This window comes from Collinsella aerofaciens (assembly GCF_009876115.1).
Lineage (GTDB): Bacteria > Actinomycetota > Coriobacteriia > Coriobacteriales > Coriobacteriaceae > Collinsella > Collinsella aerofaciens_N.
The window spans coordinates 23,986-43,842 of record NZ_WWSY01000016.1; the positions used below are offsets into that span (position 1 = coordinate 23,986).

General features: G+C 59.6%; 19 protein-coding genes and 1 tRNA gene. 3 read left to right on the forward strand and 17 right to left on the reverse strand.

From position 1 onward, the window contains the following. Window positions 1-63: 63 nt before the first annotated feature. The 16 genes from GT571_RS08055 to GT571_RS08125 all read right to left on the reverse strand — a co-directional run bounded on the left by GT571_RS08055 (window position 64) and on the right by GT571_RS08125 (window position 15,436). Window positions 64-486 (reverse strand): hypothetical protein, encoded by a 423-nt coding sequence (locus tag GT571_RS08055; RefSeq protein WP_192934677.1) that lies wholly within the window; start codon window positions 484-486, stop codon window positions 64-66. 451 nt (window positions 487-937) lie between these two features. Further along, window positions 938-1,477 (reverse strand): rubrerythrin, encoded by a 540-nt coding sequence (rbr, locus tag GT571_RS08060; RefSeq protein ID WP_161156543.1) that lies wholly within the window; start codon window positions 1,475-1,477, stop codon window positions 938-940. 114 nt (window positions 1,478-1,591) lie between these two features. Then, window positions 1,592-2,497, reverse strand: a complete 906-nt coding sequence (locus GT571_RS08065) for an HhH-GPD family protein (protein ID WP_161156545.1) — start codon at window positions 2,495-2,497, stop codon at window positions 1,592-1,594. A 21-nt stretch (window positions 2,498-2,518) separates the two neighbouring features. Then, window positions 2,519-3,004, reverse strand: coding sequence for an RrF2 family transcriptional regulator (locus GT571_RS08070; protein WP_117629049.1), 486 nt, complete (start codon window positions 3,002-3,004; stop codon window positions 2,519-2,521). Window positions 3,005-3,360: 356 nt separating this feature from the next. Then, a tRNA-Asp gene (locus GT571_RS08075) sits at window positions 3,361-3,438 on the reverse strand. A 408-nt stretch (window positions 3,439-3,846) separates the two neighbouring features. After that, window positions 3,847-4,314: a YfcE family phosphodiesterase gene (locus GT571_RS08080; RefSeq protein WP_006235155.1), complete on the reverse strand. Its 468-nt coding sequence runs from the start codon at window positions 4,312-4,314 to the stop codon at window positions 3,847-3,849. A gap of 96 nt (window positions 4,315-4,410) precedes the next feature. Beyond that, window positions 4,411-5,127 carry a LytR/AlgR family response regulator transcription factor gene (locus tag GT571_RS08085; protein ID WP_006235156.1) on the reverse strand — a complete coding sequence of 239 codons (717 nt, stop codon included), beginning with the start codon at window positions 5,125-5,127 and terminating at the stop codon, window positions 4,411-4,413. Between the two features lie 72 nt (window positions 5,128-5,199). Further along, window positions 5,200-6,543 (reverse strand): histidine kinase, encoded by a 1,344-nt coding sequence (locus tag GT571_RS08090; RefSeq protein WP_117757814.1) that lies wholly within the window; start codon window positions 6,541-6,543, stop codon window positions 5,200-5,202. After that, entirely contained in the window at window positions 6,540-7,727 is a 1,188-nt protein-coding gene (locus GT571_RS08095; protein WP_117638136.1) for a glycosyltransferase, read from the reverse strand. Before GT571_RS08095 ends, GT571_RS08090 begins: the two co-directional genes overlap by 4 nt. A 171-nt stretch (window positions 7,728-7,898) precedes the next feature. Next, window positions 7,899-9,158 carry an MFS transporter gene (locus GT571_RS08100; protein WP_055252086.1) on the reverse strand — a complete coding sequence of 420 codons (1,260 nt, stop codon included), beginning with the start codon at window positions 9,156-9,158 and terminating at the stop codon, window positions 7,899-7,901. Between the two features lie 101 nt (window positions 9,159-9,259). Further along, complete coding sequence (locus GT571_RS08105; RefSeq protein ID WP_117646633.1) at window positions 9,260-10,204, reverse strand: zinc dependent phospholipase C family protein; 945 nt, start codon at window positions 10,202-10,204, stop codon at window positions 9,260-9,262. Between the two features lie 92 nt (window positions 10,205-10,296). Beyond that, complete coding sequence (locus GT571_RS08110) at window positions 10,297-11,031, reverse strand: LytR/AlgR family response regulator transcription factor (RefSeq protein ID WP_161156547.1); 735 nt, start codon at window positions 11,029-11,031, stop codon at window positions 10,297-10,299. Between the two features lie 41 nt (window positions 11,032-11,072). Then, a complete protein-coding gene (locus GT571_RS10105) occupies window positions 11,073-11,348 on the reverse strand; it encodes a sensor histidine kinase (protein ID WP_240136302.1) in 276 nt (91 codons plus the stop codon). A gap of 42 nt (window positions 11,349-11,390) precedes the next feature. Further along, window positions 11,391-12,458, reverse strand: a complete 1,068-nt coding sequence (locus GT571_RS10225; protein ID WP_338400666.1) for a sensor histidine kinase — start codon at window positions 12,456-12,458, stop codon at window positions 11,391-11,393. 117 nt (window positions 12,459-12,575) lie between these two features. After that, complete coding sequence (locus tag GT571_RS08120; protein ID WP_055310078.1) at window positions 12,576-13,853, reverse strand: metal-dependent hydrolase family protein; 1,278 nt, start codon at window positions 13,851-13,853, stop codon at window positions 12,576-12,578. Between the two features lie 131 nt (window positions 13,854-13,984). Next, entirely contained in the window at window positions 13,985-15,436 is a 1,452-nt protein-coding gene (locus GT571_RS08125; RefSeq protein WP_161156549.1) for an APC family permease, read from the reverse strand. 564 nt (window positions 15,437-16,000) lie between these two features. Here GT571_RS08125 and GT571_RS10115 point away from each other — a divergent pair. Further along, entirely contained in the window at window positions 16,001-16,831 is an 831-nt protein-coding gene (locus tag GT571_RS10115) for a C39 family peptidase (RefSeq protein ID WP_240136303.1), read from the forward strand. Window positions 16,832-17,048: 217 nt separating this feature from the next. On the opposite strand, the gene arcC is transcribed toward GT571_RS10115, so the two are convergent. Beyond that, window positions 17,049-18,011 (reverse strand): carbamate kinase, encoded by a 963-nt coding sequence (arcC, locus tag GT571_RS08135; protein WP_006235166.1) that lies wholly within the window; start codon window positions 18,009-18,011, stop codon window positions 17,049-17,051. Window positions 18,012-18,614: 603 nt separating this feature from the next. On the opposite strand from arcC, the gene GT571_RS08140 reads away from it, so the two are divergent. After that, on the forward strand, window positions 18,615-19,031 hold the full coding sequence (locus tag GT571_RS08140; RefSeq protein ID WP_161156551.1) for a DUF3830 family protein: 417 nt from the start codon (window positions 18,615-18,617) through the stop codon (window positions 19,029-19,031). A 5-nt stretch (window positions 19,032-19,036) separates the two neighbouring features. After that, the gene (locus GT571_RS08145; RefSeq protein WP_204987217.1) at window positions 19,037-19,558 is read left to right on the forward strand and encodes a hypothetical protein; all 522 of its coding nucleotides are present in this window, start codon (window positions 19,037-19,039) and stop codon (window positions 19,556-19,558) included. Window positions 19,559-19,857 lie beyond the last annotated feature (299 nt).

Here is a 19,857-nt window from a genome sequence, read left to right on the forward strand (position 1 = left end):
CGCACGCACCGGGCGCTCCACGGCAATCGGGCAAATGGATTTTGGGCCACAGGCATCAAAACGTTAACTCTCCCAGCCGGCGCGGATGGTTGTTATGACATCGCCTAGGCGCTGGCCGAGGGCTGACAGATGTTGGAGGACTTCGTTGGGCGAGGCACCGTTGAGGATGCAGGTGAGCGCATACGAGACCAAGAAAATCGCCGCAAGTCCTAACGGAATGAGCACGATCATCGCTAACGCGCGCAGGCGCTGGCCCACGCGGCGACGACGCGTGCGGCGTTTGTCGAACGCAAGCTCCTGCGCATATGAATCTTGTTGTACGGAATAGTTCTCTGGCGCCGATTCGCCCGCAGGCGAAACCGCGGTCGCGGCATTTTGCGCAGGGGGTTGGGCGGCTACCCCTTGCATTTGCATCTCCATGAGCCGTTGCTGCTGACGCAACATACGCTCAGCTTGTTGCTGCGGAGTCTCAAGAAACAGGTCCATGCTGGCCTCCTCAATCGGAGCATTCGGCGCTTACGCCCAGCATCCCGCACCGCCAAGGCCACGGCAACGCAATCCGTAGCAATAGCTGCAAAGTTTCTTGTTGACAAAAGCTGTCGAAAACCTCAACAACTCTCCTACCAGCACTTTCTCTGAGCTTTTTTCGCCAGCAATCTTTTGCCTTTCTGCCCTTTCGCCAACCGACCAAAACCTAACCAAAAGCTTGACGGAAATTGTGAAGACCGGGACCCCACACAAAAACGTGCCGCCCCTAAAGGGGCGGCACACAAACTTCTAATCAGCTTTTCAGTAACGAGCACGCGACGACCCAACGCCGGGGCGCGGGGCGGGAGGCCGGATTGCCTTCCCTCAACGCGACCCTGCGGAGCCGTGAGCGGGGAGGGAAGGCAATCCGGCCTCCCGCCCCGCGCCCCGCAGCAACCAGCGCCACGCGCTAGTAGTTCACCACCTGCTCCTCAAAGTACGCCTTCGGGTGGTTGCACACCGGGCACACCTCGGGCGCCTCGGCGCCAACATGCAGGTGCCCGCAGTTCAGGCACTTCCACACCTTTACGCCCTCACGCTCAAACACCTCGCCCGACTCGATGCGCTCGACGAGCTTGTTGTAGCGCTCCTCGTGGGCCTTCTCGACGGCGGCGACACCACGGAACTTTGCGGCAATCTCGGCAAAGCCCTCTTCCTTGGCGGTCTTGGCAAACTCGTCGTACATCGTGGTCCACTCGTAGTTCTCACCCGCGGCGGCATCGCGCAGATTGTCCAGGGTATCGGGGACGGCGCCATCGTGCAGATACTTAAACCACAGTTTGGCGTGCTCGGACTCGTTGCCAGCCGTCTCGGCAAAGATGTTCGAGATTTGAACGTAGCCGTCCTTCTTGGCCTTGGAGGCATAGTAGCGATACTTGGTGTGTGCCTGGGACTCACCGGCAAAAGCGGTCTCGAGGTTCTTCTTGGTTTGAGAATTCTCAAAATCCATAGGTGTACTTCCCTTCAACGCATGCCGCCCGTAGGCTTCGAGCGGCCTCGTCTTTAGGATGCCCTCATGCCGAAAATCTAAACCTTACAATCCTGTTCTTCAGATTTGCACGGGCTAGATGCTCAGCCAGCGATCGCCCTCGGCTCGGCAAAAGCCCTCACGCTCCAGGTCGGCCAGAATGCCCGCGACAAGCTCGCGCTCGACCGGTCCACGCCCAGCCGCCGCTTCCATCTCGTTAACGCCCACCACGGCATCAGCAAGCGTCATCCCCGCCGGCTGGCCATCGCGCGCTGCCAGCAACATGCGCACGATATGCGCGCGCTTTTGGCGACGTGAGCCCTCAAACTTTGATTGACGGCTATAGCCCGCCGAGCGCCTGGACGGATTGGGCAACGTCTTTTTTAGATATGCGCCGTAATCTAGCAACGCGTAATACCACGCGCGCGGCGTATCGGCATCATCGAGCGGCACGGCAAAGGGAGCGATCTCGTCGGTCGCCGCACCGGGGGCCGCCGGACAGGCCGCCTGAATCAGCGGCACCAGCTCGCGATCGGGAACAGCCGGTACATCGGGAAAGAAGTGATGCAGAAAGACCGTGCGCACGTTGGTCTCCAGATACACGCCCGGAAGATCAAACGCAAACGACCGGATACCTTGCGCCGTTGCCGGGCCAATACCAGGCAGAGCGACCAAGTCACGCGTCTCGTGCGGAAACTCCCCACCCCAATCCTCTACGACCCGTTGAGCGGCCCCGTGAAGCGCCAGAGCGCGTCGGTTGTAGCCCATGCCCTGCCAAGCGTCCAAAACATCGGAAGGCGCGGCCTGGGCAAGCGCCTGCACGGTCGGAAAGCGATCGAGCCACGCCGGCATACGCGTCTCCACGCGTGGTACCTGTGTTTGCTGCAGCATGACCTCAGAAAGCCAAATGATGTACGGATCGCGCGTGCGGCGCCACGGAAGGTCGCGATAACGCAGAACCCCTTCCGAACGAATCATCGAACGAAAGGGGTCCTGAATCATGGCTATGCTCCTTATGCGGCGCTATTCCTCCCGGCAAGCGCACGCGCAGGTGGCGTACTCGGGAAACGCTTCGCGGTCGGCGAACTTGGGATCGACGGCCGGGAACTGGCGGTGAGCGACGATGTCGCCGAGCGAAACGGAATCGAGGTAATCGCGCATCAACGCCTGGGCTCCGGCCCACAGGGGATGATAGCAGCACGTGCCCATGCGCGCACAGTCACCATCGGGCGCGGTGCAATCATTCATAACCATAGGGCCTTGAACGGCCTCGACGACCTGGCGGATAGTGACGTCGTCCGGACTGACCTTGAGACGCATGCCACCGTGGACGCCACGCAGGCTCTCCACAATACCGGCCTGGACCAAACCGTGCTGAATCGAGCGGGCAAACGAATACGGAACATTGACCTCTTCGGCAGCGGTGCGAACAGAAAGCAAACGCTCCGGATCCTCGGCAAGCATCGCCAACATACGAAGGGCGTAATCAGTCTTCCTCGATATGTCCATTTTTCCCTTTCAAGGAATACGAACAGCTCGAACGAGCTCCGGGGCCGAGCTTGTGTCGAGACGCTAAATGACCGCAGGACGTCCAAATGGTAAATCGGATATCCACTGAGTGCCGCGCTTGGAGCGAAATGCATCAGATGCGGCCTACAGTGCAATTTAGTATAACCTAACCCCCTGTTCGTTGAACAGGTGTTGCGCAACAAAGCTGTTGTTTAGACAGATATGCTTATTAGATTTTACTTGCGTTCCCGAAGGGGCGGGGATTCTGGGCGAAGATGCGCCAGGGCGATCGTTCTATCGAAACAAAGTGCATCAAACGCAAAAAGCCACGTCCGAAGACGTGGCTTTAATTGCATTGGCGGGAAGTACGGGGCTCGAACCCGCGACCTCCGACGTGACAGGCCGGCGCTCTAACCAAACTGAGCTAACTCCCCAGGCAGGCGTTCGCGTTTGTTTCCGCTCGCGTGCGCTGCGGGGATTAGTATACACAGAAGTCTGTCCGGCGCGCAACAACTTTTTTGAAAAAATTTTTCGGTCCCTCCGGGAGGGTCTCCGGGGCTGGGGGCGGGGGTTAAGTTTGCTGCTCTACAGTCCTGCGCAAGACGGAAAGCACATTAAGTGCTTTCCTTTGCGTGCGGAACTCGCGACAAACTTAACCCCCGCCCCCAGCCCCGGAGACCCTCCCTGCCGTCACTTTGTTCGAGTCGTTGTTGTTCCTCGCCGCTTCGCGGCTCGGCGGCCCCGTTCTCCGCGGCAGGGTTTGTCTAAGGATCTTGCTGAAGCTCTGCCTTTGGCTCAAATGGAAACGGGGGACGCATCTGCATCCCCCGTTTTTGTTGCGGTTACTCCAAGTCAATAAACTTGGTGCTCAGGATCTTGCCGTCCTTTACGAGCATTCTGGCCATGGTGGGGCCTCTGGTACCTCTGGGATAGCTGGCGCTGCCGGGATTGAGGACCAGGCAGCGGCCTACTTGGGCTTCTTTGGTTACGTGGGTGTGACCGTTGATGGCTACGTCTACGGATCCCACGGGCAGGTCTTCGCGGTAGTGGGCTACGGCAAATTTGAGGCCTTCGTAGGTAAAGAGCGCAAGACGGTCTACATCGGGGCCGTAGTCGCGGTAGTAATCGTTGTTGCCCAGTACGGCCCGCACGGGGGCGATGGTGCATAGGTGCTCGTAGTCCATCTCTGACGTGAGGTCGCCGGCGTGGATGATCAGGTCTGCGCCCTCAAGCTCATCCAAGAGCGCAGGCGATAAATAGCCGTGGGTGTCCGAGATGATGTCGATGCGCTTGGCGCTTGCACTGTTCATGGGATCCCTTCCGCAAAAAACGATTCGGCAGATACATACAAAAAAGGCCCCACGGCTCCGCAGACGATGGGTCTACAGGGCTGCGGGGCCAGCGTGCTAGAGACTCAGGGCCTTCTTGAGCGGCACGACGCGGCGGCGAGAAACCGGCACGCGTTCGTCGACGCCCGTAATGCCCAGCTGGATGGCGCCCGAGGGCACCGTCTCGACGTCCGTGACGCACGCTAGGTTGACGATATAGCGGCGGTGAACACGGAAGAAGCCAAAGTCGCAGAGCTTGGCCTCAAACTGCGCCAGCGAGGTCGTCGACAAAAAGCGATCATCGACGGTATAGATGCAGGAGTAATCGTCCTTTGCCATGATAAAGCGGATGTCATCCACGGGAATGAGCACCTTGCGGCCGCCCTTTTCCACCGGAATACGCTCGATGGTCACTTTGCTGTCCGTAACCGGCTTGGCGCGTTGCATGACCTTCTCGATCGCGCGATCCAAGCGAGCTTCCTCGACAGGCTTCATCAGATAATCGACGGCATCGACGTCGAATGCCTCGACCGCATGGTCGCTATACGCAGTCACAAACACGATCGCCGGCGGATTTTTGAGCTTATGCAGCGCCTCGGCAAGTTGCAGGCCCGAGGCACCGGGCATCGAGATATCGAGAAACACGACATCCACGCGACTTTCCATAAGCATCTCGATGGCGGAGCGGACGCTCGACGCCTCCGTGATCGTGCCGATCTTGCCCGTTTGCTCGAGCAAGAAGCGAAGCTCCGAGCGAGCCGGCGCTTCATCATCCACAATCATCGCACGCAGCATAGGGATAAAACCTTTCGTCAACCAACTACGCCGGGCATCCGTCGCATGACGTTGAGCCCGTAGCCTTTTATTTTACTCTTGAATGTCAAAGATGCTCTCTGACAAATCAAGATGAAGAAGCACTTTGGTGCCCTTGCCCGGCGCCGATTCGACACGCGTATAGGAGTGCGGCCCAAAAAAGCGATGGATGCGCTCCGAAATATTGTGCATGGCCACACCGGCGCCGCCACCCTGGGGAGAGCTGGCGTCGGGACGGGCAGAGCGCTCGTCAAACAGTCTGGCGGCGGTACCCTCATCCATGCCCACGCCATTATCGGCCACGGCAATCAAGATTGCATCCTCGCCGTCTTGGTGAACGGTCACGTCGATCCTCAGGGCGTCGTCATCGCCCATACCATGACGCACGGCGTTCTCGACAATCGGCTGGATCACGAACGCCGGCACCAGCGTATCTTCCACGTCCTCGGACACATCGAACGTCGCAAGCACGCGGTCCTCGCCAAAGCGGGCCTTCTCAAAGGTAAGGTAGCGCTTGGTCTGTGCGACCTCGCGCGAGACCGGAATAAGCGATCCCGAGTTGTCGAGCGTGGCACGATAGAACGATGAGAACTCACGAAGCAGTTCGCGGGCCCGCAGCGGGTCGGTGCGCGTAAACGATGCAATGGTGTTCAGCGTGTTGAACAGGAAGTGCGGGTTAATCTGCGCCTGCAGCGCACGCACCTCGGCGCGCGCTGTGAGTTCCTTTTGCACCTCGAGCTCGTGGATGGCGAGCTGCGTGGACAAGATCTCGGCAAAGCCCGAGGCAAGCGCATACTGGGTACGGTCGACGGCGCGCGGGGTCTTGTAGTAGAACTTGAGCGTGCCGACGGTACGATCGCCCACCTTGATGGGGGCGATAATGCCGGCGGGAACTTGGTTGTGCGAGCCGTCCGAGCCCACGACATCCACCATACGGTTGAACGACTGCACGATGCCATGTTCGATAACGTAGCGTGTGGCAAGCGTGTGGATGGGAGTATCGGGCAGCAGTTTTTCCTCAAACTCGCCCGCGCAGGCAAGCACGTTGTCCTCGTCGGTGATGGCCACCGTCATGGCGCGCGTCTCGGGCAAAATGCGCCGGCACACCAAACGCGCCGACTCCTGCGTCAGACCGCCCTTAATGTCCTCGAGCATGGCCGAGGCCACCGAGAGCGTCTCCTCGGTGTACTGGGAGCGCACCGAATCGGGATTGAGCGTCAAAAAGATAAAGATGCACAGAAAGATGCACAGCAGCGCGCAGGCAATCACCGTGGCGATCGGCTCGATACCGGTCACCAAGGCAAAAATAAAGTACACCAGCACGCAAATGGCGCATGCAACGGCAATGATGCGAAAGATTGATATTGAACTATCGCGCTGGGCGCGGCGGTCGATCATTCGGCCCCCTCCAGGATACTGATCAGTTGTGCGTCACGCCAAAGCCCGTCCATGATCTTGGGCCAAAAGCTCTGGAAACGCAGGTAGCTTGCAGCGTTTTGGCGCGCATAGGCCTTTGCCTCGTCGATACCATGGCGCCAGATGCGCAGGTAGCCCTCATGCTCGCGGGTAAACACGCTGCGGACCATAGCGGTCTTGCGCACGCGGTCGTCGAGCTCGCGCGAAATCCACGGGCCCGGGTAGGGCATGAGCGATGCCGCCGTAACGGGGATGAGCTCCTTTTGATGCGCGGCGAACGTCAACTTGGCCCGTTCGTAGTACCAACGGTATACATCCTGCATAAAGCGCGGTGAGCGCTTTTCGGACTCCGGAGGCAGATGGCGCACGGTCCACTCGTTATCAAACCACACGTCGTAGCCAAACATACGCATGTTAAAGAGGTAATCCAAGTCCTCGCCGCGGGTGATAAACGGGTCAAAGGCCACACGCGTAAAGGCGCGGGCGTGCAGGGCCATCAGGCCGCCGCACACGTAGTTGGAGCGCGAGATGCGGGTGCCCGAGAGCGCCTTTTTCATCCAACGGTTGAACTCGATGCGCTTGGTCCACCAACGATGGCAGATGCCCGCCTTGTCCGTGGGAGCCAGCGGCGAGCCGTCGCGATCGTAGAAATAGCCGCTCTTGACCAAGATCGGCAAGCCCTGACGCGTCTGCTGCCCCAACGCATAGGTCGCGCGCTTCATAAAGTCGGCGTCGATGACAGTCTCATCGTCATCCAAAAAGATAACCGCGTCATGCCCCAGCACAGCGGCACAGGCTAGCCCCATGTTGCGGATGGCACCGTAGCCTCGCAGGCTCACGCACTCGCCCGAACCCTTGGGCGCGATCTGAGCAACCCGGTCTGCGATGCGCGAGGCCTGGGTGTTGGTGACAACGGTGACCTTGAGCGTGGGATGCGCGTCGACAATCTCGTGCACGCGCAGCGACACATCGGCTGTGGCAGAAACAGGACAGACCACCAAAAGGATGATGCGCGGGATGTCGCACACCTGCTCAAGCGAGGCCAGGCAGCGGTCGAGTTCGGGATTGTCGGCGTTGAGTCGCGTCGAATGGTCATAGGTGCCAGGGGCGTTTGCGCAAGCGTCATCGCCCGCCCAATACGTTGGAATCACGACCGTGGCGTTCATGCCTTACCCTCCCTGCAACACAAAAACGGGACGCCGCCAAACACAGGCGACGCCCCGCGACCTAGCTGATTCCATCATACCCACTTGGGCAAATCATTGCTCGCAAGTCGCAATGTTTATTGCGGATAACCCCAAAAGAGTACCGTGGACAGGCACAATAGCCGCTCGCTCCTATGCGGCATGCTCTGCCGCCCGAGTCATGCGGGACAGGCGGACCAGTAGCATAAAGCCAACGACCAGCAGCACGCCAATGGAAAGGACGCCCAGCGACGGGTTGCCGGTCAGCGAGGTGACGACCGACACCAGGAAGGTGCCCATAACGCTTGCATAACGACCAAAGATGTCAAAGAAGCCGTAGTACTCGTTGGACTTTTCCTTGGGAATAATGCGGCCAAAGTAGCTGCGGCTCAGCGCCTGCACACCGCCCTGGAACAGGCCGACCATAATGGCAAGCACCCAGAATTCAAAGGCGGTCTTTAGGAAGAACGCGGCGAACAGCACAATCCCCATGTAGGCGGCGACCGCCACCAGGATCATGTTGAGCGTGCCCACGCGTCCGGCGAGCTTGCCGTAGATGATGGCGGACGGAAAGGCCACGAACTGCGTAACGAGCAGCGCCAGCACCAGCTGCGTCGAATCGATGCCCAAGGCCGATCCGTAACTGGTGGCCATGGAAATGACCGTGTGCACACCGTCGATATAGAAGAAGAACGCGATCATGTAGACCAGCACGGTCTTATTGTGGGCAATCTCGCGCATGGTGTGTCCGACCTCGGAGAACACACCGCCCACGATGTGGCCGATGGTGTCCTCGGGACCGCGCTCGCGACCGTACTTTTGCTTATAGGTGCGAATGAGCGGCAGGGTAAAGATGAGCCACCAGGCACCAGTGATGATAAACGACAGACGCGTTGCCAGCATGGTGGGGATGCCAAGAGCGGGGCCACCCATGATGAGCGCCAGGCAGATGACGAACGGCACGGTGGAACCGATGTAGCCCCAGGCATAACCCGAGCTGGACACGGCGTCCATGCGCTCGTCGGTGGTAATGTCAGGCAGCATGGCGTCGTAGAACGTCATAGAAGAGTTAAGGCCGATGGTGCACAGCACGTACACGGTCAAAAATGCCATGGCGGACATTGGGATAGCCTGCGCCAGGCAAAGCACCAGGCCCGTGAGGAAGAAGCCCAAGAAGAACTTGATCTTGTTGCCGGCGTAGTCGGCAAGTGCGCCCAGAATGGGCATGAGCATGGCGATGACCAGCGAGGCGATCGTCTGCGCATTGCCCCATGCGACCACCAGGTCGGCCGAGGAAGCGCCGGTATTGATGGCGTTAAAGTAAATGGGCACCACCGAGGTATTGAGCAGCACGAGGGCCGAATTGCCCACATCGTACATAACCCAGTTACGCTCGAGCTTGGTGTATTTCATGGACAGGGACCCTTCGTATTTGCCCGATATGCAGTTAGTTCATCGTACCCCAATTGTCCAGAAGCACCGGTAAGGATTCGGCAAAGGGGCACGCATGAGCCCTATTCCTCGCGGTCGAACTCCTCATCGGCATTGAGCACGCGACCGCTGTAATTGACATGGTTGGTCACGGCTTCCATATCGCCGGTCTCGATAAAGCGGGCAACCGTGCACTCGTAATCGAGCAGCGCGCGGTCAAAGACCTCGGGGAAGCTCTCGGTCGAGACTTCATCGGTAAAGGGGTTCTTCCATGCCAAGTGGCCCAGGTTGCCGGTACGCTCGGGCAGCTCGGTCGTCACGCGGTGCGCAAGGCCGTCGAGCAGCGAGTAGTCGTGCACCAAGCCCTCAACCAGCGAGATCGCGCGCGTCTTTGCGGAGCCGGCCGGCTCAATCGCGCGGTAAAGTCGCTGCATATTGGCAACGGCAGCACCGTACTCCCCCGCCGGAATGTCAATGCCGTACACGCGTCCGGCAACATAGCTCATCAGCACGCCGGCCACGCGATTGATGCGATCGGTGGTGACGATCTCGCCCGCCGGCGGGTAATCGTCGACCGTAGCGCCATCGCGTTTAAGCTGCAGCATCAGTACATCCAGGTCGCTCTCGATCACGGCATGGACCTGACTGCTCGAATCCTCAAGCTCTGAATCGGACTCCACGATGCCAAACTGTTGCTCATAGACAAAGGGATGGGCGTTGCGGTCGAGCACGTAATGAGACAGCAGGCCCAGCGCAAACGCACGGCCCAGGTTGGCATCGCGCGGCAGCAGGTGCGACACGCCGTCGCGCAGACACGAGAACTGACGCGACATGCGCGACCGATGCATGACCTGCGCCAGCAGCGTGCAGTCGGAAACACGCGGTGTCAGAATGTGAAAGAAAAACGGGTCGGGGCCTTGGTTGCCCAAGATAAAGGCAATGCGCTCTTCATCGGACGTGATGACGCCCTGCGGAAGACGGTCGATGCTTTCCTCGCCAAACAGATGATGGGTGATAAGCGCGGGCATAATGATCCTTTCGATTTCATTCGATGCCACCCATTATGCCCACCGCGCGCCCATGCCAAACCTGCGATGGTAAACGACGGCACGCAAGCCTCTTACGCAAGCCCCAGGTGCGACTTGACCTCGGCGGCACGACGACGGGACACCGGCACCGTCGAGCTCACGCGGTCGAGCCTGAGCTCCATCAACCCCGTGGAGCCAATCTCAACATTGTGCACGTCTTCCAAATTGACCAGATAGCTGCGATGAACGCGAATAAAGCCCTCGGAGCCCAAGCGACGTTCGAGCGAAGAGATCGACTCATTGATCAGATATGTTCCCTCGGCGCAGACGGCGTTGCAAAAATCGGCACGCGCCTCAAAGTAGCAGACATCCGCCACGGGGATGAACACCTTTTTGCCCCCGCGATCCACCGTCAGGCGCAAGGGCTGGCGCGGAGTATGGACGACACGACGAACGCCCAGGGCGGCCTCGATCTTATCGAGCGCCTTTGACAGGCGGGCATCCTCGACCGGCTTGACGACGTAATCAATGGCATCGAGGTTATAGGCATCGGCCGCATACTCGGCAAATGCCGTCACAAACACCACGACCGGCGGCGTTTTTAGGTTTTGCAGGGTCTCGGCTAGCTCAATTCCCGAGCGGCCGGGCATCGTGATATCCAAAAACAGCACGTCGGGCTTGTTCGACAGAATCGACTCCACGGCCTCGGTGACATTGCCCGCCTCGGCAATCTGTCCCACACGTGCATCCTTTTCCAGCAGATAACGTAGCTCAGCCCTAATAGGAGGCTCGTCATCAACCACCAAGATGTTCCATCCCTCGGACATATGCGCTTCCCCTCTTTTTTCTCTCTCAATCCAACCGCGCGCTACACCTTCATCGGCGCCGGCTCATGCGGCTCGCCGTTCAGCTCGACGATGACCTGCGTTCCCACGCCCTCCTGGGACTTCACGCGCATGCCAGAATCTTCCCCGTAAAAGAAATGGATGCGCTGAAGCACGTTGAAGAGCGCCAGGCCGCAGCCTCGCTTGATGGAGCCGTCGGCGGTAATGCTCTCGGGCTCCTCTCGGCGATGCTGCTCAAACAGGTGCGCGCAGACTTCTTCGCTCATACCGATGCCGTCATCTTCGACGATGATCTCCAAGCCGTCATCGGTCTCAAAAGCCCTAACACGAATAGAAAGCGGCTAGGTCTCGCGCTGCGCATGCTTGATGCAGTTTTCGAGCAGCGGCTGCAAGATAAACGGCGGCACCATGCTGTCGCGCACCTCAAAGTCGATATCGACCGAGACGCGCAGACGGCCGTCGCCATACCGGGCCTGCATAAGGTTGATGTAACGAGTGCCCTGTTCCACCTCGTGCTCGAGCGTTGTGAGGGTATCGGAATCAGAAAGCGTCTGACGGTAGTAATTGGAAAAGTCGATGAGCAGCGACCTGGCCTTGTCCGGCTCGGTACGTACGAGCGACACAATGGTGCTGATGGTGTTAAACAGAAAATGAGGATCGACCTGCGATTGCAAGGCGCGCAGCTCCACGCGGGCCGTAAGCTCGTCCTGGCGCTCGAGCTCAAAGCTCGCAAGCTGCGTGGAAATGAGGTCGGCAAAGCCCGAGGCAAGCGCCGTCTGGCGCATATCGATGCTGCTCAGACGGGGATAATACAGCTCGAGCGTGCCCACGCAATGCCCGCGCACAGTAAGCGGTGCGACAATACCGGCGCGCAGGCGCGGAAAGTAGCCACCTGTCTCGGTCGAGGCATCGCGCGAGAAAACGCTTTGCTCACCGCTGTTGATCACGTTGAGCGTAGTCCGCAGTACCACCGGGGTGCCCGCGGGGCATTTTGCCGAGTCCTCGCCCCAGCTTGCCAACACCTGCTTGCCGTCGGTAAAGCAGATGGCAGAGGCGATAGTTTCGGACAGGATGATCTTAGAGGCGCCCAGGGCAGCTTCGGGCGTAAGGCCGCGCGACGTGTAGGCGAATATTTTTGAAGCGATGGCGAGCGTGCGGTCGGTTGCGCTCGATGTGAGGTCGTCGGGAACGACAAAGACGTACGAGAAGAAGAAACACAGCATGACCAAGCCGGCAATGACGACAACGGCCGGAACAGGATTGGGATTATCGGTTAGATCCCAAATGAGCAGCAGGATAAGCAGCGGAACGACAATACCGAGCAAGATGGCTTGAACCACATGCTGAGCGGTACGAAAGACCTTGGTAGAGTTGTAGCTCTTGCCCAGAATCAGCCTGTTTAAATCCACCGTCATCCCCTCTTGTCCGTAGCACCCATAGCAATAAAGAGGGCCGCAAGCGACCCTCTCCATTGCATTATGCAATCAAAAACTGTGTTTTACATCCAGCCATCGACAAACGGTATCTTAGGCGCTGTATTTGTTGGCCTCGCCAAAGGTGCCAGCCTCGACGATCCAGCCGTCCTTCATGATGACGTCCATGTTGTCGGTGTTGAGCACGTGGATGTCGGCGGCGACGTCACCGTTGACGACCAGCAGGTCGGCGCACTTGCCGGCCTCGATGGAACCGGTCTCGTCCTCGATGTGGCACATCTTGGCACCGTTGAGGGTGGCGCAGGTGATGGTCTCGACCGGGGTGAAGCCAATCTTGTCGACGAACTCGTACATCTCCTCGATGGAGCAGGTGCCGTACGGGGTGACGAAGGAGAAGGAGTCGGAGCCGATCGTCATGACGACGCCGCGCTTCTTGGCCTCGCGCAGGCAGTCGTAGTTGCGCTGCAGCTCCTTCTCGACCAGGGTGCCCTCGTACTTGTCGTGCAGCTCGGGGACGTAGACGGGCGGATAGGTGGCGTACCAGGTGGGCAGGAAGGCGATCGTCGGGGTGAAGAAGGTGCCCTGCTCGGCCATGAGGTCCATGGTGCGCTCATCGATATCGAAGCCGTGAATCAGCTGCTCGCAGCCAAAGCGAACGGAATCGTAGGCGGCGGCGTGGTTGTTGTAGCAGTGGCTCCACACGGGGATGCCGACCATCTTTGCCTCTTCGACCACGGCCTGGATCTCCTCGGAGCAATAGTGCTGGTCGCGACCGGAGTCCCAGCGCCAGATGCCGCCACCGGTAGCCCAGATCTTGATGGCATCGGGGTTCTCGCGCAGGCGACGACGGACGGCCTTGCGCAGATCCCAAGGACCGTCGACCTGGTCGCCCCACGGATGGGATTCCTTGTTGAGCTCCTGGGTGCAGTGGTGGGAGTCACCGTGGCCGGCAACGCGGCAGAAGCCGAGGCCGGTGGCCAGAACGCGCGGGCCCTTAAAGACGCCCTTGTCGATGCAGTCACGGATCTGGATACCAAAGCGGCCGATCTCGCAGACGGTGGTGAGGCCGTGGGTGAGGCAGTCGTAGGCCTGCTTGACGGCGACGGCCTGCTTCTCGAGGAGCGGCTGCATGACCCAATCGGTGTCATCGTCGGTCAGGTTGCCCGAGAAGTGCAGGTGGGTGTCGATCAGGCCGGGAAGGACGGTCTTGCCGGCGGCGTCGATAACCTCAACGCCCTCGGGAAGGTCCTGCATAGTGCCGGCGTACTCAATCTTGCCGTTGTCGTCGACGAGGACGAGGGAGTTCTCGACCGGCTCGGCACCGGTACCGTCGATGAGCTTGCCGCCAACGATTGCATACTTAGTGGACATGGTTCCTCCTTATGGATCCATATAGTGGGCGAGGCCGTGTTGGGTTAAGGCCTCACAAAGCTACCCAAGTGATGCCGGGTTCGGTGCGCGGGAGAGAGGATTCCGCGCACCCGATCCGCCCCGGCTAGGCGTTACTTTTTGCGGGAATTGGTGAAAGCCATGAGGGCCAGGCCAATAGCCAACCAGCCGATCACGATGCTCCACTCCACCATGTTGAGGGAGGCGGGAGAGAACGGAATCACAAGCAGGCCGATGATGATGGCGCAGGCAGCGATAGCGAGGCTGATGCCAAACTTGCCGCCGGGTACCTCGTAGGGACGAGGCAGGTCGGGCTCGGTGAAGCGCATGCGCAGGCAAGCGAGGGCGACCATGCCGCAGGAGAAGATGAAGGCGAGAGCCGACACGTTGGTCAGAGGAATGAGCATGTTCTTGCCCAGGAACGGACCGATGACGGTGATGACGCCCAGCACGACGCAGGCGAGCTTGGGAGCGCCGGACTTGGGATCGACCTCGGCGAATTTCTCGGGCAGCTGGCCCTTGCGGCCCATGGCAAGCATGATGCGGCTCGTGGCGCCGTAGAAGGAGTTCATCGGGCCCATGGGTCCAAGCGTGGCGATAACGAGCATGGCCAGGTACAGGAGCATGTTGATGCCCTTGAGGCAGGCAAGCGCGGGAACCGGGCTCTTAACAAACTCATGCCAGTCGAGGATGGTGCCGAACGAGTAGATGCAGACCATGTAGAAGCCGCCGGCGGCCAGCAGGGCCAGGGAGATGATCTTGCCGAACTTGTTCCAGTTGAGGCCCTCGGCCGCTTCCTCAGCCTGCTGAGGAATGGTGTCGAAACCGGCGTAGAAGAACGGGGTCAGAACCAGGACCGACACGATGCCGGCGAACAGGCTGGTGCTCTCGGTAGCGGCCTTGCCGCCGCCAGCACCGGTGACCTGGGAGAACACGGGCATGGCGTTGTCCGGCGAGCCGGTGAACAGCGAGACGCCCATGGCGAGCAGCATGCCGCAGAGCAGGGCCTTGGTCAGGAAGGCTTGGAGCTTGGCGGCCGAGCTGGCGCCGCGGAAGTTGAGGAAGATGACGTAGACTGCAAAGCCGAGCGCGATCAGCGTCGGGAACAGGTAAACGTCGGCGCCCAGGATGGTATAGAGCTTGACGGCACGCAGCCACTCAAGACCGGGCAGGCTGCCGAACATCTCGGACACGAGGGTCGAGATGGCGATTGCCTCCCACGGGCACAGGATGCCGTTGCCCAGGGCCAGGAGCCAACCGGTGATGTAGCTCAGCGTACGGCCAAAGCTACGATCGACATACTCGACGATGCCGCCCGAGATGGGGATAGCAGCCGTGAGCTCACCGAAAACAGCTCCGACGGGCACGAGGAAGATTGCACCCAAGAGGAATGCGATCATAGCGGGAACGGGACCGCCGCCCACGACCATCCAGTCGCCGACCTGCAGAACCCAACCGGTACCGATGATGGCACCGAAACCGATGGTGAAGAAGTTCCAGAGCGAAAGCGTTTTCTTCATGCCGCCGTTACCTTCGACTGCAACTTCTGCGTTCTTGTCCGCCATTGTTCCCCTCCTTTCCTTATTGACGCCCCTTGACGTCACCCCTTGCGCGGTCTGTTTTGCCGCGCGCTTTTATTTCGTGGCTTTACAATACGGCCTTGGCACAGCGTGGCCGCCCATGGCTCGACCGAAGGCAGAACTGTAAAACGAGCGGCGCCTTTTTTGGGACGAACGGCACGGTTTGCCACTCATTGTTGCCGCCCGTCCGACGGGCGTACGCTCATCGGACGCATGTAGAGATGTTTTTAAGGCCGTGTGTTTTGCGCCTTTCGTACCGTTTACCGAGCTTTTGACGCGCAGGCCCATTTGTTGCACATCTTTTTTGTAGGATGGACAGGTTATACATGAGACAAGGCGGTACGAATGGCATACGGATACAACGACGGTGATCAACGGCGGCAAAGCGTTCGCCTTGCTGGCCGTACCACGCCGACGCCCAGAAGTGCCACGAGCAGCAATCCGCAACGCCCTCAAGAGCAACCCAGGCCTTCGTCTCGGCAGCAGACAAGCAGAACACGGCAGAGTGGCCGTCCGAGCACGGGCACAAGCGCACAGCAAGACAGCCGCTTGGGCGCGCGCACTCGACAGCGCCAGGCCGAGGTTCCGCAGCTGTGCCGCAACGGCGCACGTCAGCCCGGCATCCATATCAACCGTTTCTTTTCGCATCCCCAAGGCGGACGCGACGGCAAGCCTTACCGCTCGACATCGTACGTGAACGCCCCCGCCCTGCCGGCTCGTCGGCTTCGCCTCGCGCTGTGCTCTATCCTCACCTGTCTGGTCTTTGTGCTTATGAGCTCCTGTATGTCCCACGGCTCGGCCGGTCTCGAGCCCACCGCCGAGGACAAGCTGCTCAAGGCCCCCGTCGCGCCCGGTTATTCTTTCGCCTTTTCGACCCCGCGCTCGCAATGGCAAGCCGGCACGATGCCCCATATCTATCAGATCGACCCTGCGTGGTCGGAGCTGCCTTACGCCGGCGGCACCATCCGCCAAAATGCCTGCGGGCCTACGTGCCTCACCATGGTCTATATCTTTAAGACGGGACGCATCGATATGACCCCCGTCGATATGTGCGCGCTTTCCGAGGCGGGCAATTACGCCCCCACCGGTGCAACCGAATGGTCGTTTATGACGAGCGGCGCGTGGCAGTTGGGACTTAACGGAACGGAGCTCCATAACGATCGTGACTCGATGACTCAGGCACTGCGTTCGGGAGCGCCCGTCATCGCCGCCGTTCGGCCGGGCACCTTTACCAACGTGGGCCACTACATTGTGCTTTACGGTATTGACGACGCCGACCAGATTGAAGTCTTCGATCCCAACTCGGCCAGCCGCAGCGCCCGCCGCTGGGGCGTCGTAGAGGTCCTTAACGAAGTCGAAGCCATGTGGGCCTACTACTAGTCATTGGGGACAGACTTAAATGAGTGGTCGTTGGGGACAGCCTTTAAGGACTGTCCCAAGCTGCCGGCAGGAAAGGAACGTCCCCAAGTGCCGGGTTGCTCAATGACTAGGTGAATAGCAAAAGCCCCGCAGTCGGAGCGGACTGCGGGGCTCATGAAGAGAGGCTAGTTTGTGGGCGCTTTGTCTGGCGCCCACGAGAGAGGCAACAGAGTAGAGGCTACTCGTGGATGCGGGTACCGGAGAGGCCGGCCATGGTCTCGGCGGCCTTATCCAGAGCACCGATGATGCAGGTGCGGCCCTTGCGGGAACGGGCGAACTTGATGGCAGCGCGGACCTTGGGCTCCATGGAACCCTTGCCGAACTGGCCCTCGTCGGCCAGGCGCTCGGCCTCGTCGGCGGTGAGGTCCTCGAGCTCCTCCTGGTTGGGCTTGCCAAAGTTGATGGCGACATGCTCAACGGCGGTCAGCAGGAACAGAACGTCGGCGTCGCAGTCCTCAGCCAGCAGCTCGCCGCCCAGGTCCTTGTCGATGACGGCGGGAACGCCCTTGTAGCAGCCCTTGTTCTCGTAGTCGCGGACGACGGGGATGCCGCCGCCACCGCAGGCGATGACGATGAACTCGTTATCGAGCAGGTTGAGGATGGAGTCAGCCTCGACGATCTTCTTGGGATCGGGGGAAGCGACAACGCGACGCCAACCGCGGCCGGAATCCTCGACGAAGACCTTGGAAGGATCCTCGGCCATGAACTCCTTGGCCTGCTCCTCGGTGTAGAAGGGGCCGATCGGCTTGGTCGGGTTCTTGAACGCGGGATCGTCCGGGTCGCACTCGATCTGGGTGACGACGGTTGCGGCGTGCCAACGCTTATAGCGCTTGTGCATCTCGCGGCCAATGCCCTGCTGCAGGTGATAGCCAATGTAGCCCTGGGACATGGCGCCGCACTCGGGCAGCGGCATCTCGGGGGTGCCGATGGCGTCGTGGGCGGCGGCGAAGGCGTTCTGGATCATGCCGACCTGCGGGCCGTTGCCGTGGGTGATGATGATCTCGTTGCCCTGCTCGATGAGGCCGAGGAGGGCGTGGGCGGTGTTGCTCACGGCCTCGATCTGCTCGACGGGGTTGTTGCCGAGGGCGTTGCCGCCGAGGGCGACGACAATACGATCGGGCTTGCCAAGAGGCTTAGACATTGCTGGAATCCTTTCCGTAAAAGGCCTACAACCCATTAATAACCCGCGTCCGTGCAATACGCGAGTTTATTAAGGTTTATATTCTCTTTATCGCTCATTTTATTCATTTTGAAAATAGTTGAACGGTGAACGGTCGTTTTTATCCGCTCAGCGTACAGAACCCCAGCTCAGATATGTTTACGCCATTTACGTGCGACTTTATTTAAATGGAGCGAGTATTAGGCTGGATTATGCAAACTATATCTTTGCTAAACACAAATCAGATAGCGCAAAATCTTACTCGCACTATACGAGATTCTATGCACTTATTGAACGAGTATGCAACCCTGCAATAACATGGCGTTTTTCATCCAACTTAAAGAATAGACGAGCGCCTATGCCCGCGCGTCGACCGGCAGCTGGCGAGCCGTCTCGTCGATTGCCGCTTCCAGAAAATCAAAAACTGATATTGCGCGCGCAATTGCGGCATGGTACTTTAGCGAAGAACAGCGCGGGCTGGGGCGACAGAGATCTGTCGTGAAGTTTGGGTTCGGCGACCCCGCTGCTGTCTTCTCCTTATCCGCCAGCGAGCCCCTTGAGCGACGGATTGAGGAGGTCCTTACTATGACAAAAATGCTCAAGATCACGTTGAATGGCGAGACGTTTCTCGCCGACATGCTCTGGGATGAAGCGCCCAAGACATGCAAGCTGTTCGAATCGTCCTGTCCGGTCGAGTCGCGTATCTTTTCGGCAAAGATTTGTGATGCCGAAGTAACGTATCCTGTCTCGGGCCCCATCGCCAACTATGAGCACATCGAGAACCCCGTCTTTCACGAGCCGGCGGGCGCCGTGAGCTGGTATGGCGGCTGGTCGTCAATTTGCATCTTCTTTGACGTATGCGAGCCCTTTGGCACCTGCAACATGTTCGCCCGCATCTGCGAAGCCGACCGCGAGCGCTTTGCCGCCGCCTGCCGCAATGTCTGGGACAACCAGGGCATGTACATCAAAAACGAAATCGTCGAGATCGAAGCGAAGGCCTAAAGATGATGGATATCAACACCCTGCTCACGCTCGACCTTGCTGAGTACACCACTGCACTTGAAGCCCTCGCCGACCAAATGATGCTCGAGGAGCCCCGCGACATCGACTACATGCGCCGCCGCAAGCTCGACACCGGCCGCGAATTCGCCGTCTGGAACTTCACCGTCGGCTACTGCATGAATGCCACCGACGCCCTCTCCCTCCTGCGAGCCCAGGCCAACGAAAACGCCAACGACGGCACCGCCGACCTCGCAACGATCAACAACAGCGCCGCGCGCCTGTGCGACTGGTTCTCGGGTGCCTTCGACGTCACCGGCAAAATGGATGACACCACGGCAATCCTCGCCCACAGCCGCGACCTCTACGCCCAGGTAGAGACTCACGAACAGTTTGCGGCCCTCACCCGCGCCACCGAGCGCTATCTGGTCCAGCTCCAATTTTGGGTTGACCGCCAGATTCCCTGGCCCGCCATCAGCGACCTCGTCCACGGCTACCGCCTACGCACAGAGAGCGGCGAGACAAGGTAAAACAACCATGTAGCACCAACAAAGTCCCACCACGGGACCCAAAGTAGCAATCAGAGGGCTGGAGACGCCAACAACAGCGTCCCCAGCCCTCTCCAAAGTGCTGCGCGTTCCGCGGCAAAGCCGCGAAAAAGCAAAGGAATAAGGCGTTGCAACAGCCACGCCCCTCATCCATCCCCAAAGTGACGCGAGGTTTCGCGGCAAAGCCGCGAAACAGCGACCGGGACAGACGATATGAGCAGGACATAAAAACATTGAGAGCCCCTGCTGCATGAAAGACCGCGGATTAGGCCGACAATGGT

Excerpts from the sequence above, each read along its gene's own strand:
- GT571_RS08055 (WP_192934677.1), bottom strand. The coding sequence starts at position 486 with ATGGACCTGTTTCTTGAGACTCCGCAGCAACAAGCTGAGCGTATGTTG.
- rbr (WP_161156543.1), bottom strand. The coding sequence starts at position 1,477 with ATGGATTTTGAGAATTCTCAAACCAAGAAGAACCTCGAGACCGCTTTT.
- GT571_RS08065 (WP_161156545.1), bottom strand. The coding sequence starts at position 2,497 with ATGATTCAGGACCCCTTTCGTTCGATGATTCGTTCGGAAGGGGTTCTG.
- GT571_RS08070 (WP_117629049.1), bottom strand. The coding sequence starts at position 3,004 with ATGGACATATCGAGGAAGACTGATTACGCCCTTCGTATGTTGGCGATG.
- GT571_RS08080 (WP_006235155.1), bottom strand. The coding sequence starts at position 4,314 with ATGAACAGTGCAAGCGCCAAGCGCATCGACATCATCTCGGACACCCAC.
- GT571_RS08085 (WP_006235156.1), bottom strand. The coding sequence starts at position 5,127 with ATGCTGCGTGCGATGATTGTGGATGATGAAGCGCCGGCTCGCTCGGAG.
- GT571_RS08090 (WP_117757814.1), bottom strand. The coding sequence starts at position 6,543 with ATGATCGACCGCCGCGCCCAGCGCGATAGTTCAATATCAATCTTTCGC.
- GT571_RS08095 (WP_117638136.1), bottom strand. The coding sequence starts at position 7,727 with ATGAACGCCACGGTCGTGATTCCAACGTATTGGGCGGGCGATGACGCT.
- GT571_RS08100 (WP_055252086.1), bottom strand. The coding sequence starts at position 9,158 with ATGAAATACACCAAGCTCGAGCGTAACTGGGTTATGTACGATGTGGGC.
- GT571_RS08105 (WP_117646633.1), bottom strand. The coding sequence starts at position 10,204 with ATGCCCGCGCTTATCACCCATCATCTGTTTGGCGAGGAAAGCATCGAC.
- GT571_RS08110 (WP_161156547.1), bottom strand. The coding sequence starts at position 11,031 with ATGTCCGAGGGATGGAACATCTTGGTGGTTGATGACGAGCCTCCTATT.
- GT571_RS08120 (WP_055310078.1), bottom strand. The coding sequence starts at position 13,853 with ATGTCCACTAAGTATGCAATCGTTGGCGGCAAGCTCATCGACGGTACC.
- GT571_RS08125 (WP_161156549.1), bottom strand. The coding sequence starts at position 15,436 with ATGGCGGACAAGAACGCAGAAGTTGCAGTCGAAGGTAACGGCGGCATG.
- arcC (WP_006235166.1), bottom strand. The coding sequence starts at position 18,011 with ATGTCTAAGCCTCTTGGCAAGCCCGATCGTATTGTCGTCGCCCTCGGC.
- GT571_RS08140 (WP_161156551.1), top strand. The coding sequence starts at position 18,615 with ATGACAAAAATGCTCAAGATCACGTTGAATGGCGAGACGTTTCTCGCC.
- GT571_RS08145 (WP_204987217.1), top strand. The coding sequence starts at position 19,037 with ATGGATATCAACACCCTGCTCACGCTCGACCTTGCTGAGTACACCACT.